The organism is Nocardia sp. NPDC004151, from assembly GCF_042874235.1.
Classification (GTDB): domain Bacteria; phylum Actinomycetota; class Actinomycetes; order Mycobacteriales; family Mycobacteriaceae; genus Nocardia.
In genome coordinates, this window is sequence record NZ_JBIAMR010000009.1 from 260,074 (window position 1) to 275,326 (window position 15,253).

Below are 15,253 nucleotides of genomic sequence, written 5' to 3' on the forward strand. Positions count from 1 at the left end.
GTTTCACACCAATACCGTCACCCGCCGCGACCTGCCACGCATCCCCGGTTCGTCACTGTCCGCCCATGACGGATGTCACGGGCGAGGCGACGATCAGGCCGTGACGGTGACGCTGTGCAGGCCGCCCGGGCCGATCGGGAACGGCGGGCGCTCCTCGGCGTCCTGGACCTCGCCGGAGCGGCTGATGGCGCGAGCCTGAATGGTGTGGGTGCCCGGCGGCACGTCGACGATGGTGCGCCAGCGCCGCCAGGCGGCGGGGGCCAGTTCGGAGCCGAGTTCGACCGGCAGCCAATCGGTTTCGCCGATCCGGATCTCCACCCCGGCGACCCCGTGCGGCGGGGCCCAGGCCACGCCCGCGACGGTGAACTTGCCGCCGCCCGCGCCGCCGCCGGAGGCGACGTCGATGCGGGCCTGCGGCCGCACCCACAGCGGTTCGGCGGGCCAGCCGCGCTTCCACCAGTAGTCGACGTGGCTGTCGTCGGTGAGCTCGAGTTCGCCGACCCACTTCGCACCCGAGTACTGGCCGTAGATGCCGGGCACGAAAACCCGTGCGGGAAAGCCGTGTTCGGGCGGCAGCGGCTCCCCGTTCATGCCGATGACCAGATAGCCGGGCCATTCGCCGGTGCGCAGCGGTTCCAGCGGCAGCGAGATGGTGTAGCCGTCGACGGCGCGGGTGACCAGGCGGGTCGCACCGGATTCGGGAACGGCGTGGTCGAGCAGCGCGGTCAGCGGGACGCCGAGCCAGCGGGCATTGGCGCAGCGGCCGGAACCGACGGTGTTGTGCACGCACACCATGACGGCGTCGAATTCGACGGCCTGCTCGGCCAGATCGGCCAGCGACAGCCGTAGCCGATGGGCGACCCGGCCGCCGATGGACAGCCGCCAGTCGGCGGGGTCGATGCGCGGGGCCCGCGAATTCACGTCCGCCACATAGAATTTGCTCGCGGGTGTGATCAACGGGGTCAGGCCGGGTTCGCTGCCGATGCCGTCCTCGGGGACCGGGACGTGCGCACCCATCGGGCCGACCCGGCGGGCCCGTTCCCGGTGCCGCTGATCCTCGCGTCGCACCAATGTCTCGGCGGCGGCGATCATGCCGGTTCCCGCTGCGGCCCACAACAATCCGTGCCCGGCGGGCTTGCGCAGTCCGGCCCGCAGGACGGCCGCGGCGGCCACCGCGCCGAGCGCCCCGGGCACCGAACGGTCGGTGCTGCGCAGGGCCGCCGCCGCCGTGGCGGCCCCGAATATGGCGGCCGCCGGGGTGCGCAGTCGCGGCGGGAGCAGCGCCGTGCCGACAGCCGCGCCCACACTCCACAGCGCGACGCCGAGCCGGGTCATCTCCTTGTCGTGGTCCCCGGCCTGCGCCACCATGGTCTCGACCACCTGCACGGGCGCGTAATCCGCGGCCAGCCGCCCGATTCCGTCGAGCATGGAGCCGCCGCGCGCCGCGGCGAGCAGCTCGCCCGCGCCGAGCGCGCCCACCCCCACCGCGACCGCGTGCAGCAGCCCCTTCTGGTCCGCCGTCCCCTTCACCGACACTTGTCCGAACCTTCCGTAGCCGACCGGGTTTCCGGGCCCATTGTTCCCCAGCCGACCCGCTCGCGGCCAGGATCAGCGGCTCAGATACGCCGCGACCAGGGGGCCGATCACCTCCCAGGCCTCCGGGGTGGTGAGCCGGTTGTGCCCGAACTCGACGGGGCGGTCGTCGATCCGGCCCGCGATGTAGGGCCGCCAGGTGCTGACATTCGGGATCGGCTCCGGGTTGCCCGAGGCGGCGATGAACAGCAGGTCGCCGTCGAAGACCTCGTGCTCGTGGACCGCGATCTGACGCAGCAGATGACACATGTCCCCGTAAACGTTCTCCAGTTCGGTTGCGGAGAAACTGATTCCGGCCGTCTCCAGTAGTTCGGCCGCACGATCCGCGGTGAGGTCGTCGAGTCCGGGCGGGACGTCGATGCCGCCGAATTCGGCCAGCAGCAGCGACAGCGGCGGAATGGCGGTGTCGTCCGGCACGGTGACGTCGGCGCGGGAGTCGAGCATGATCAGCGACGGCACCTCCGCACCCCGGCGGCGCAGTTCGACGGCCGTGGCGTGCGCCAGCGGACCGCCCGCCGAGTAGCCGAGCAGCTGGTAGGGGCCCTCGGGCTGCGCGTGAAGGATCTCCTCGGCATAGCGCACGGCCAGGTCGCGCACGGTGCGGTCGGCCGTCCCGCCGTCGGTCACACCCGGAGACTGGATGCCGTAGATGGGGTGCGCGCCGTCGATGTGGCGGACCAATCCGCCGTAGCACCAGGCCAATCCGATGGCCGGATGCACACAGAACAGGGCGGGACCGTCACCTTGCGGGCGCATGGGCAGCAGGACCCGCATCGACTGCTCCACGCCCGGTTGCGCGGCGGCTTCGCCGAGGCGTCGCGCCAGCGCGGCGGGGGTGGGATCGAGGAACATCCACTGCAGCGCCATCGGAAGGCCGGTCGCCTCCCGCACCTGGGTGACGACGCGGACCGCGCCCATCGAAGTGCCGCCGACATCGAAGAAGTTGTCGTCCACGCCGACTCGCGGAGACTCCAGCACGGCTTCGAAAGCGGCGACGAGGATGCGTTCCTCCTCGGTTCGCGCGGCCCGATAGCCGCGCTGGACCGGAGCCTGCGCCACCCGGCTCGGCGCCTCGTGGGGAGTCGCCGTCAGCGCCGGCAGCCCTGCCCCGGCCACCTCGATGGTGCCGACCGCCGCCAGGGGATCGGCTGTCATCGCGTCCAGGATCGCGAGGAAGCCGTCGACCATGGCCGCGGCGGTGGAGCGGTCGAACAGGTCGGTGGCGAAGGTGAGGGAGGCGGTCATACCCGCGGGCTCCCCCGCGGCGCCGAACTGTTCGGCCAGCATCCATTCGAGATCGAACTTGGAACCGGGCGCGGGCGCGTCCAGCGGGCGGACCGCCAAGCCCGGCAGCGCCGTTCGCTCGGTCTGCACGTTCTGGAAGGCCAGCAGCACCTGGAACAGCGGGTGACGGTCGGTGGAACGGACCGGGGCCAGCGCCTCCACCAGTCGTTCGAACGGCAGGTCCAGATTGCCGTAGACGGCCAGGTCGGCGCGGCGGACCGCGTCGAGGGTGGCGGCGAATCCGGCGGCGGGATCGACCTGCGAGCGCAACACCACGGTGTTGACGAACATGCCCACGAGGTCATCGAATTCGCCGTCGCCGCGACCGGCGACCACCGAGCCGAGAGCGATGTCCGGGTGACCGGACATCCGCGCCAGCAGCACCGCGAGGGCGGCGTGCACCGCCATGAACGGGGTCGCGCCGTGGGCGCGGGACAGCTGCTGCAGGCGGTCTTGAACGGTTGCGGGAACGGTGAATTCGATGCGATCGCCGGTACCGGACGGCAGGGTCGGGCGGGGGCGGTCGGTGGACAGGGCGTGGACCTCGGGCAGACCGGCCAGGGTGGTGCGCCAGAACTCCAGCTGACGACTCGCGAGGCTGCCGGGGTCGCTCTCCGCGCCCAGCAGTTCGTGCTGCCACAGGGCGTAGTCGGCGTACTGCAGCGGCAGCGGCGTCCATTCGGGTGGGACTCCCGCGGTGCGAGCGGCGAACGCGTACACGACATCTCGCGCCAAGGGCGCCATCGACCAGCCGTCGGCCGCGATGTGGTGGACCGCCATCGCCAGCACGGTGCGTTCGGGCCCGACGTGGAGGACACACACCCGCAGCGGGGTTTCGCGGGTGATGTCGAAGCCCCGAGACAGCTGGGTGATCAGCGCGGCGTGGATGCCGTCCGCGGTGACGTCGAGTTCGGTGATCGGCGTGGAACCCGGTGCCGGCGGCAGAATACGCTGGTCCGGCAGGCCGTCGGGCCCGGCCGGGTAGATCGTCCGCAGCGTCTCGTGCCGGGCCACGACATCGTCGATCGCGGCGCGGAGCGCCGAGACATCGAGCGCGCCATCGATGTCGAAGGCGCCGGGAATGTTGTAGAGCGGCGAGCCCGGGTCGTACTGGTTGAGGAACCACATGCGCTGCTGGGCCGCCGACAGCGGGATCCGCGCCGGGCGCAGGCGCGGTCCGGGACGCGGGCGGTCGGACGCCGCGCCCGCCGCCACGAGTGCGGCCAGCTCGGCCACGGTCGGGGCGTCGAAGAGCGCCCGCACCGGCACGGCGGCGTCCAGGGCGGCGCCCACCCGGGCCACGACCCGGGTGGCGATCAGCGAATTGCCGCCGAGCGCGAAGAAGTCGTCGTCACGCCACACCCGATCGATGCCGAGGACCTCGGCGAAGGCCGCCGCCACCGCGGTCTCCACGGGCCCCTCGGGTGCCAGATGAGCGCGGGCCTCCTGGCGCGGGGCGGGCAGGGCGTCCAGATCCAGTTTGCCGTTGGCGGTGCGCGGCAGCTCCGGGAGCACCATGACCGCGGAGGGCACCATGTAGGACGGGAGTCGTTGCGCGGCAGCCTTCTTCAGTAGGGCCGGCACCGGCTCGGCGCCGGGCGCGGCGACCACGTAGGCGGCCAGCAGGCCGCCGTGGCCGTCGTCGCGCACCACCGCGACCGCCCGCGCGACCGACGGGTCGGCGACCATGGCCGCCTCGACGTCGCCCAGTTCGATGCGCAGGCCGCGCAGTTTGACCTGGGTGTCGGTGCGGCCCAGGTACTCCAGGTTCCCGGCGCGGCGGCGCACCAGGTCGCCGGTGCGGTACATGCGCTCCCCCGGCACGCCGTGCGGGTCGGCGACGAAGCGGGCGGCGGTCAGGTCGCAGCGGCCGAAGTAGCCGCGGGCCAGCGGGATTCCGGCCAGATACAGTTCGCCGACCACGCCGTCGGGTACCGGGCGCAGCCGCTCGTCCAGGACCAGGGCGCGCACGCCGGGCGCGGGGACGCCGATCGTGACCGGTTCGCCGGAGCGCACCGACCCGCCGACCGCCCACACGGTCGCCTCGGTCGGGCCGTAGTCGTTGAAGTGACGGCGGCCCTCGGCGGCCCACGCCGTCACCAGCTCGGGCGGGCAGGGCTCGCCGCCGGTGACGATCAGGCGCAGGTCGTCCAGGCCCGCGGGGTCCACGGTGGCCAGGGCCGAGGGGGTGAGGGCGATATGCGAGACACGTTCGCGGGACAGCAGTTCCCCGAGTTCGAGCCCGGCGTAGACGGTGGGCGGTGCCACGACCAGGGTGGCGGCCGCGCCGACGGCCATGAGCAGCTCCACCACCGAGGCGTCGAAACTGGGCGAGGCGACATGCAGGACGCGGGCATCGCGGGTGATCTCGTCCCGCTCCCGCTGGGCGGCAGCCAGATTCGCGAGACCCGCGTGGGACACCACCACGCCCTTGGGTGCGCCGGTCGATCCCGAGGTGAAGATCACGTACGCGGGATTGGCCGTGTTCCTGGGGATTCCGGCGAGTTCGGGCGGGTTGTCGTCGGCGTCGGGCTCGTCCAGGCACCACCAGTGCACGGTGCCGGGCAGGCGGTGGCGCTGGTCGGTGACGGTGAGACCGAGGCGCACGCCGGACACGTCGATGATGCGGGCGATGCGGTCGGGCGGGTAGGCCGGGTCCACGGGGACGAAGGCCGCGCCGGTGCGCGCGACGGCCCAGACCGCCACCACCGATTCGATGGAGCGCGGAATGCCCACGGCCACCAGGGTTTCCGGTCGGGCGCCGGCGGCCGCGAGCCGTCGGGCCACCCGGTCGGCGCGGGCATCGAGTTCGCGGTAGGTCAGGCTCCGGTCGCCGCAGATCACGGCGATGCCGTCCGGGTTGGCGGCGACGGCGTCGGCCATGATGTCGGCCAGGGTGCGCGGGGGCGTCACCGGGGCGGGGCCGCCGCCGAGCCGGTCCTGCTCCGCCGGGGTGAGCAGGTCCAGATCGCCGACCGGGCGCGGGGTTTCGGTCGTGATCTCACCCAGCAGGTGGACCAACCGGTCGGTGAAGTCGGTCATGGTGGCGGCGTCGAACAGGTCCGTGGCGTAGCAGCAGCGCAGCTCCAGTCCGTCGGCATCGCCGATGACGGTGAGGCTCAGGTCGAATCGGCTGTTGGTCTGCGGCAGTTCGAGCGGGGCCACGGTCAGTTCGGGCAGTCGCAGTTCGGGCATGGGCAGGTTCTGGAACACCAGCATGACCTGGACCACGGGGTGGCGGGCTTCCGAGCGAGCCGGGGACAGCACCTCGACGAGCCGCTCGAACGGCACGTCGGCGTGCTCGAAAGCCGCCAGATCGGTGTCGCGTACGCGGTCCAGCAGGGCTCCGAAGCCCTCGGCGGGCCGGACGTCGGTACGCAGGACCAGCGTGTTCACGAACATGCCGACCAGATCGTCGAGTTCGCGCACGCCGCGGCCCGCGACCGGGGTGCCGACTACGACATCGGCGGTCCCGCCGAGCCGGGCCAGCAGCACGGCCAGGGCCGCGTGCACCACCATGAACGGCGTCGCCCGATGCTCGCGGGCGTACCGGTCGATCGCGTCGCTCACGGTGCGGTCCACGCGCGCGGTGCATTCGGCCGCCTGATGCGAGGCGCGGGCCGGGCGCGGACGGTCGGTCGGCAGCTCCAGATGATCCGGCACCCCGGCCAGCGTGTCCGACCAGTAGGCGACCTGCCGGGCGGCCCGCGACCGGTCATCCTCCTCGTCGCCCAGCCGATCCCGCTGCCACAGGGTGTAATCCGCGTACTGCACCGGCAGCGGCTCCCAGGTGGGGACCTCACCGGCCGCGCGGGTCGCGTAGGCCGCGGCCACATCCCGGGTCAGCGGCGCCATCGAGAACCCGTCCGTCGCGATGTGATGGGCGACGAGAACGACGACGTGGTCGTTCACATCGCCGGCAGACGTGTCGATCCGGAACACGCGAACCCGTAGTGGGACAGCGGCGGTGACGTCGAAGCCGTCGCCGATGGTTGCCGCGACCATGGTGGGCAGGGCGTCCGGGGTCACCGGAATCGGCTCGAGGTCGAGGGGGACCTCGTCGGCGTCGAGGACGCGCTGCACGCCGACGCCGTCGATGTCGGGGTAGACGGTGCGCAGGGTTTCGTGGCGGTCCAGGACGTCGTGGAGCGCGGCACGCAGGGCGTCATGGTCCAGGTGGCCCGTCAGGCGCAGGGCCACCGGCACGTTGTAGGCCGGGGATGCCGGGTCGAAGCGGTTCACGAACCACATGCGCTGCTGCGCCGGGGAGAGGGGGACCAGGGCTGGGCGCTCGGTCCGGGTCAGGGCCGGTGCGGCGGTGTCGGATTCGGTGGCGGTCAGGCGGTCGGCGAGCTCGGCGACCACCGGGGCCTCGAACAGCAGGCGGACGGGGACCGTGCGGTCCAGGTGCGCGGCCAGGCGGGCGGCGACGCGGGTCGCGATGAGCGAATCGCCGCCGAGGGCGAAGAAGTCGTCGCGGGCGCCGACCCGATCCAGGCCCAGCACCTCGGCGAAAGTCGCGGCGACGGTCGACGCCGTACCCGTCGGCTCGACGTATTCCGCTTGGACCAGTGACGGTTCCGGGAGGGCACGCGCATCAACCTTGCCGGACACGGTGCGAGGCAGCTCCGGGAGCACCTGCAGGGTCGCGGGCACGAGATAACGCGGCAGCCGGTTCGCCGCCCACGCCAGCAGGTCGGGGACCGGGACCGGGGCGTCGAGGGTGACATACGAGCACAGTGTCATCGCCCCGGCCGGATTCCTACGGGCCACCGTCACCGCGGCCTCCACCTGCGGATGCGTCAGCAGGACGGCATCGACCTCACCCGGCTCCACCCGGATCCCACGGATCTTGACCTGGAAGTCGGTGCGCCCCGCGTACTCGAAACCCGTTGTGGTGCAGCGCATCAGATCGCCAGTACGGTACATGCGCTGACCGGCCGCGAACGGGTCGGCGACGAACCGGCTCGCGGACAGCGCAGCGCGGCTCGCATAACCACGCGCCAACCCGGGGCCACGCACATACAACTCGCCCACCGAGCCGAGCGGCACCGGGCGCAGCCACCGGTCGAGCACCTGCAACGTCGTTCCGGGCACCGGCGTGCCCACCAGGGCGGATGTCTCGGGCGTCATCGGGTCGCCGAAGCTCGCGGCCACGGTGGTTTCGGCCGGGCCATACGAATTCACCAGTGCGCGACCGGCACCCAACCGGGTGATGAGGGCGGGCGGGCAGACCTCGCCGCCCATGATGACGCTTCCGACCCCGTCCAGGTCGGCGGCGTCGAGCGTGCCGAGCACGCTCGGTGTGCAGACCAGGTGGGTGGCGGCGCCCGCGCGGATCGCCGCGGCCAGTTCGGCTCCGGCGCTCGCCTCCGGCGGCGCGACGACCAGCGTCGCCCCGGCCGCGAACGCGGACATCCACACCAGCATCGCGGCATCGAAAGCCGGGTTCACGCAATGCAGGACACGCGCATCGGCGGTGATCCCGCCGCGCACCATCGTGGCTGCCACCATGTCGGCGAGCCCGGCATGCGAGACCACGACACCCTTCGGCGTGCCCGTGGAACCGGAGGTGAACACGACATAGGCGGCGTGCTCCGGACGCAAGGGCGCGGTGCGATCCGCATCGGTGACCGCCTCGCCGGACAGCGCGGCGCACTCGCCGGCGAACCGCCCATCGTCGATCCGCAGCCACTCCACCTCGCCGGGCAGCTCGGCGCCCGCACCGTCCGATGCCCGGACCACACCGGTAACTCCCAGTACAGCACCACATTCCGCGGCGATCGCGCTCGTCCGACCGACGGGCTGGGTGATATCCACCGGGACGAACGCCGCACCGGTCTTCGCGATCGCCCACACCGCGACCATGGACTCGATCGACCGGGGCAGGGCGACCAGCACGGTCCGCTCCGGCCCGGCTCCTTCCGCGATCATCCTGCGCGCCAACCGATTCGCCGCCGCCTCCAGTTGGCCGTAGGTGAGTTCGTCGACGTTCCGGCCGAGCCGAGCGTCCACCAACCGACCCGTGCCCGTTGCGTCGGACTCCGCGACACGCGGTGCGGCGGCATCCACTCCGGCATCGGCGAGCGCGGTGCCGACCACTCCGGCATCCACAGGCGCGGTGGCATCCACAGGCGCGATGCCGTCCACTCCCGCATCCACAGGCGCGGCATCGTCCGCTCCGGGGGCGAGCGGGGAGGCATCGCGGATCGCGACCGCGTTCGGGGACGCGCCGGAACCCAACAGGTCCGGTAGCAGGCGAGGCGTGCCCGCGGGCAGGCCGTGGCGGATCGCGGCATCGGCGTCCGGGGCCACGCCGGTGACCGTGGCGACGCGGTGGGTCGACGGCCCGGTCAGCGCGACGAGCAGGCGGGACAGGGACTCGGCGAGCGAATCGGCTTGGGCGGCATCGAAATAGCGAGGTGATCGGGTGAGCTCGAGGCGGAGGCCGTCATTGGCGTAGGCGGCCAGCGAGAGCGGGTAGTGGGTGCCGTCCTGGGCGCGCAGGTTGGTGACGGCGAGGTCGGCGTGGCGGGTGGCGGCGGCCAGGGTGGCCGCGTCGACCGGGTAGGACTCGAAGACGGTGGCGGTGTCGAACAGCCGGCCGAGCCCGGTGGCGGCGTGGATCTCGTCCAGGCCCAGGTGCTGATGTTCGGCCAGCGCGGCCTGTTCGTGCTGGACGCGGGTGAGCAGGTCGGCGATGGATTCGGCCGGGTTCAGGGTGATCCGGACCGGGACGGTGTTCACCAGCATGCCGACCATGCGGTCGGAGCCGGGGAGTTCCGGCGGGCGGCCGGACACCGTGGCGCCGAAGACGATGTCTGTGGCTCCGGTCCGCTCGGCCAGCAGCAGCGCCCAAGCGGCCTGCACCAGCGTGTTGACGGTGACCTGGCAGGCGGCGGCGGTGCGGCGCAGGGCATCGGGCAGGCCCTCAGGAAGCGGTACCTCGTGGGCGACCGGCGCGGTCGCGGCCGCGGCGCGCGGGGCGGTCGGTGCGATCAAGGTGGGACCGTCGAGGCCCGCCAAGGCCTGCGTCCACGCGCCGCGCGCCCGTTCGGCGGGGCGGGCGGCCAGCCATTCGAGATGGGTGCGGAACGGGACCGGGGTCGCGAAACCCGCGTCGTCACCCGAGGTTTCGTAGAGGCCGATGAGTTCCGCGAACAGCAGCGGCATGGACCAGCCGTCGAGGATCAGGTGGTGGTTGGTGATGACCAGCCGGAACCGGCGCTCACCCGCCGCGACGCACAGGAAACGGATGAGTGGAGGGCGGTCCACCGCGAAGGGGACGCGCAGTTCGGCCGCGGCGAGAGCGTCGAGCTCCTCGGGGGTCGCGCCGATCGCCTCGCGATACTCGCACGGGACCGACACCTCGGCTGGGATCACCTGTACGGCACCGGTATCCGAGGCGATGAACCCCGCACGGAGCACGTCGTGGCGGCGAACCAGGGCTTCGGCGGCAGCCCGCAGCCGGTCCGGATCGAGATCGGCTTCCACATCGATGATCGCCTGCACCGAGTAGCCGTCCGAGCGGCCCTCGGCCAATTGGGCCTGGAACAGGAGGCCGCGCTGCAACGGCGTCAACGGCCAGGCATCGGCGAGACGGCCGAGAGTCCGTTCCCAGGCGTCGATGTCGGGCTGTGAGACCTTCAGCAGGGGTAGGTCAGCGGGGGTCAGGCCACCGGCATCCGGTCGCTGGAGCAGCTCGGCGATCTCGCCGAGAGCCGAAAGCCATTCGCGCGACAGCGTTTCCACGTCCTCGGCGGCGATCGCCTCGGAGGCGTACTGCCACATCGCGCGGATCCGCGGCCCGGCCGCCGACTCCAGGGTGACGGCATCCACCGACAGCACCGCCGCCAGCGGCATGGACGGGTCGGCGTGCCCGCCCAGCCGGTCGCCGACCGCGATCGGCAGCCAGTCGCCCTCGATCTCGATATCGGGGATCTGACCCAGGTAGTTGAAACCGAGCCGCGGCTCCGGGAAGGCGGCGAGCTCGGACGCGGTCTCGGGGTTCAGGTAGCGCAGCAGTCCGTAGCCGAGGCCACCGCGCGGCACGGCACGCAGCTGCTCCTTGACGTTCTTCAGCACCGATTCCACCGCATCGGTGCCCGAATCACCGTTCACGGCAACGGGTCCCAGCCGAACCGGCACCTGGGCGGTGAACCAGCCGACCGTCCGCGACAGGTCCGCTCCCGCGACGGCGGTCTCGTCACGGCCGTGCCGCTCGACCATGACCACGGTGCTCGCGGCCCCGGTCTCGCCGAGCCCGGCACGCCGGCGCGCGAGCGCCATGGTCAAGGCGGCCAGCAGAGCGTCCTCGACGCCGCAGCGATAGGTTCCGGCGAGCCGTGTGACCAGAATCGACGAGACATCCTCCGGCACTTCGAGATCGACGCGCGCGGCGGTGCGGTGGGTGTCCACCGCCGGGTCCAGCGCGCGCGATCCGATCGGAGCGGCCTCGGCCAGGACGTCGCGCCAGTATCCGAGTTCTCGCCGCGGCCACGGCAGGTCCACCACCGCACCGTCCGGGTGGTCCGCGCCGCCGGTATCGGCGTTCGCGACGGCGGCCAGCGCGTACGACCACGTGCGCATCGACGTCCCCGTCTCGCGCAGTTCCGGCCGGGTGCCGGACACGGCCTGCGCCCACGCGGACATCAAGTCGGGCAGCAGGATTCGCCACGACACCGCGTCACAGGCCAGGTGGTGCACGGCGATCGCCAGCCGTCCCGAGCGGCCCGCACCCGCGTCCAGCCAGGTCAGGGCGAGCATCGACCCCGAGCGCGGATCCAGGCGGTTGACGGCCGCCGCCAAGGCGCGATCGATCGCCGCGGCGGTGATCACGACCTCGGCTTCCGGCTCGCCGAGTCCGTCGCCCGCGATACCCCGCACCGCGGCGCAGTCGATGCGGGTCAGCAGGGTCGCCGCGTCGACGGTCTCCGGTGGGGCGACATCCAATCGCGGCCCGTCATCGGCGTGGACGACGCGGGCCCGCAGCATGTCGTGGCGGTCGAGCACCGCTTGCACGGCGGCGAGCACCATCGCGGGTTGGGCCCCGACCGGGACCTGGACCACCATCGACTGGGCGAAATGCCGCCAGCCGGGACGGCTCAACAGCCAGGACGCGACCGGCGTCAGCGGCAGCCGGCCGACGCCGCCGCCCGGGAGTTCGGCAAGCCGCTCGTGGCGATCCTCCAGATGCGTGACCACGGCGGCCAGACCCGCCGGAGTGCGATGCTCGAAGACCTCGCGGGCGGAGAAGACCAGGCCCGCCGCGCGGGCGCGCGAGACCAGGGTGATGGCCATGATCGAGTCGCCGCCCAAGGCGAAGAACGAGGTGCCCGGACCGACCTGGGGGATGCCGAGGACCTCGGCGAACAGGGTGCACAGTGCGCGTTCGGTCTCGGTGGCCGCCGCCCCGGCATCGACCGGTGGCGCCACCACGGGTTCCGGGAGCGCGCGCCGATCCACCTTGCCGTTGGCGGTGAGCGGCAGCGCGCCCAGCACGGTGACGGTCGCGGGCACCATGTACGGCGGCAGCCGGTGCGTGGCGTGGTCCAGCAGCTCGGCCTCGGTGATCGCGTGCCCGGCGTGCGGCACCACGTACGCGGCCAGCACCGTGCCACCGCCGGCGCCCGGACGCGCCACGGTCACCGCGATCTCCACCCCGGCGTGCGCGTTCAGGGCGGCGTCGATCTCCCCCAGCTCGACCCGCATACCGCGCAACTTGACCTGGAAATCACCACGACCCACGTACTCGAGCACGCCGTGCTCGGTCCAGCGCACCAGGTCTCCGGTGCGGTACATGCGCGCCCCGGCCGCACCGTCCGGCGCGGGCAGGAACCGTTCCGCGGTCAGACCGGGACGGCCCGCGTACCCGCGCGCCACCCCCGGACCGCTCACGTACAGCTCCCCCGCCGCGCCGATCGGCACCGGGCGCAGCCAGCGGTCCAGCACCAGCATCCCCGCGCCCGGAATCGGATCGCCGAGACCCGACTGGACGCCCGCGACCAGGCCACCCGTGTAGGTGACCGCCACCGTGGTCTCGCTGGGCCCGTACGAGTTCAGCAGATCCCGCCCGGTCCCGAAGCGCGCCACGATATCCGGCGGCGTGGGCTCACCGCCCGAGGACACCGCGCGCACGCCGTCGAGCGCGTTCGACTCCAGCGTGGACAGCACCGCGGGGGTGGAACACACCTGCGTGATGCCGTAATCCCGGACCAGCCCGGCCAATTCGGTGCCGAGCACCGGATCCGGTTCGGCCACCACCAGCGTCGCGCCCGCGGCGAACGCCATCAGCCACTCCAGCACCGCCGCGTCGAAACTCGGGTTCAAGCACTGCAGGACACGGGAACCCGGATCCACCCGGTACGCGGACACGATGGCCGCGGCCAGACCGGCCAGACCGGAGTGGGTCACCACCACGCCCTTCGGCACACCCGTCGACCCGGACGTGAACACCACGTAGGCCGGATTCTCGACCCGGGGGCGGCCACGAAGCTCATCAGCGGTCAACGGCAGATCCGACAGGCCGGCGTCGTCGGAGGCCGTGCCGCCCCGCACGAGATCGTCCAGGGCGATCCACGGCATCGAATCCGGCAGTTTCGCAGACGATTCCGTGAAGGCGAGACCGACCGTCGCGCCCGCTTCGGAGGCGATATCGGCCAGCCGCGCCGCGGGCAGGGCCGTGCCCACCGGCACGAACGCCGCACCGGTCTTGGCCACCGCCCACAACGCGACCACCGCCTCGATCGAGCGCGGCAGGGCAAGCAGGACAGTCGACTCCGGGCCCAGAACGGGCACATCCGAGCCGGACCCGCCGGCGCGCGATATCCTGCGCGCCAGCCGATTCGAGAGCGCGTCCAGCTCGCCGTAGGTCATTCGCCGATCGGCTGCCATGACCGCGATCGCGTCGGGACCCGCCCGACGCAGACCGGCGGCCAGGATCTCCGGCAGCAGCCGCGGTTCGGGTGCGGTCATCCCGTGCGCGCCCGCCAGCAGCGGCTTCTCGTCCGCCACCGTGTAATCCAGCTCGGCCACGGGACTCCCGGCCTCCGCCGACAACAGCGAATCCAGCAGCGCGAGGAACCGGCGATGATGCCGGGCCAGCGAATCCTCGTCGTACAACCGCGGATTCGCCGCGAAGTCGACATGGATCGGCGCGCCCGCCCCGTGCTGATAGAAGTTGACGAACAGATCCTCGATCGGCCCCGACGTCACCACGTGCAGGCTCGATTCGACGCCCTCGAAATCGATCCCGGCCGGGAACAACATGATGTTGATGACCGGCCCCGTCATCCCCCGCCCGAACTCGGCCCGCCGTCCCCCGTCATTCCCGGCCGTGGCCCGGTCGCCGTCATCCCCTCGCTCACCGTCCTGGCGCATGTCCTCGTGGCGGAACCGTTGGTGGCGTAGAGCTCCCGACGCCGCGACCCGGACCGCCTCCAGGACCTCGCCGACCCGCCCGGTGCGCGGCACCGGCACGCGCAGCGGCACCACATTGGCGATCATGCCGCCCGAACGCCGCAGGACCGCGGTGGTGCGGCCGGAAACCGGCAGGCTCAGGACCACGTCCTCCGTGGCGGTCAGGCGGGCGTAGTAGAGCGCGACCGCCGCCATGACCACGGTCGCCGAGCTGGTGTCGAAGCGACGGGCGGCGGCTTCCAGCCGGGCGGCGGTGCCGTCACCCAGCTGGGCGCGGGCCTCACGCCCCAGCGCACACGCCGGCGCGGTGGCCGCGACCAGGCTGCACCGGTCGGGCATGCCCGCGGTGGCCTCGCGCCAGTAGTGCTCGTCGGTGACGTACCGGGAGGACTCCCGGTACGCCATCTCCGCCTCGTGCACTGCCAACAGCGAGGCCGCGGTGCCGGGAGGCGCCGATTGCCCGCGCACCGCGGCGTTGTACAGCTCGGCGACCCGATACAGCATGGTCACCGAACCGAATCCATCGATGAGAAGGTGGTGAGCTCTGGTGTACCACAGGTGGTGGGACTCCCCGACCCGGATCACCGTCGATATCCCGGCGTTCACACCGAACAGGTCGATGGGCCGCGCCACGTCGGCGCGCATCCACTCCAGCGCCTCGGCGACCGGATCGGTGCGATCGGTGAGATCCAGGAACCCGATCTCGCGCTCCAGCCCGGTGTCGACCACCTGACACGGCTGGTCGCCGGCCTCGACGAACCGCAGGACGCCCGAACCGAACTCACGGCCCGCCAGCACCGCCACCCGCCGCAGCGTCTCTACCTCGAGCGGCCCGCGCATCTCGATGTACTGGGCCTCCGACAACGGCACGGCCGGATCCAGCTGCTGGGCGTAGAACATCCCCAGCTGCGCCGGGGATAGCGGGAAGGTGTGGCCGGAAACTCGCGTCATGCTTACC

2 protein-coding genes are annotated in these 15,253 nt (G+C 72.3%); both read right to left on the reverse strand.

Annotated elements, in window-relative coordinates; all coding sequences use genetic code 11:
• Window positions 1-93: 93 nt before the first annotated feature.
• The gene (locus tag ACFYTS_RS22080; RefSeq protein ID WP_387306800.1) at window positions 94-1,536 is read right to left on the reverse strand and encodes a molybdopterin-dependent oxidoreductase; all 1,443 of its coding nucleotides are present in this window, start codon (window positions 1,534-1,536) and stop codon (window positions 94-96) included.
• 72 nt (window positions 1,537-1,608) lie between these two features.
• Window positions 1,609-15,246: an amino acid adenylation domain-containing protein gene (locus ACFYTS_RS22085; RefSeq protein ID WP_387306802.1), complete on the reverse strand. Its 13,638-nt coding sequence runs from the start codon at window positions 15,244-15,246 to the stop codon at window positions 1,609-1,611.
• Between the last annotated feature and the right edge of the window lie 7 nt (window positions 15,247-15,253).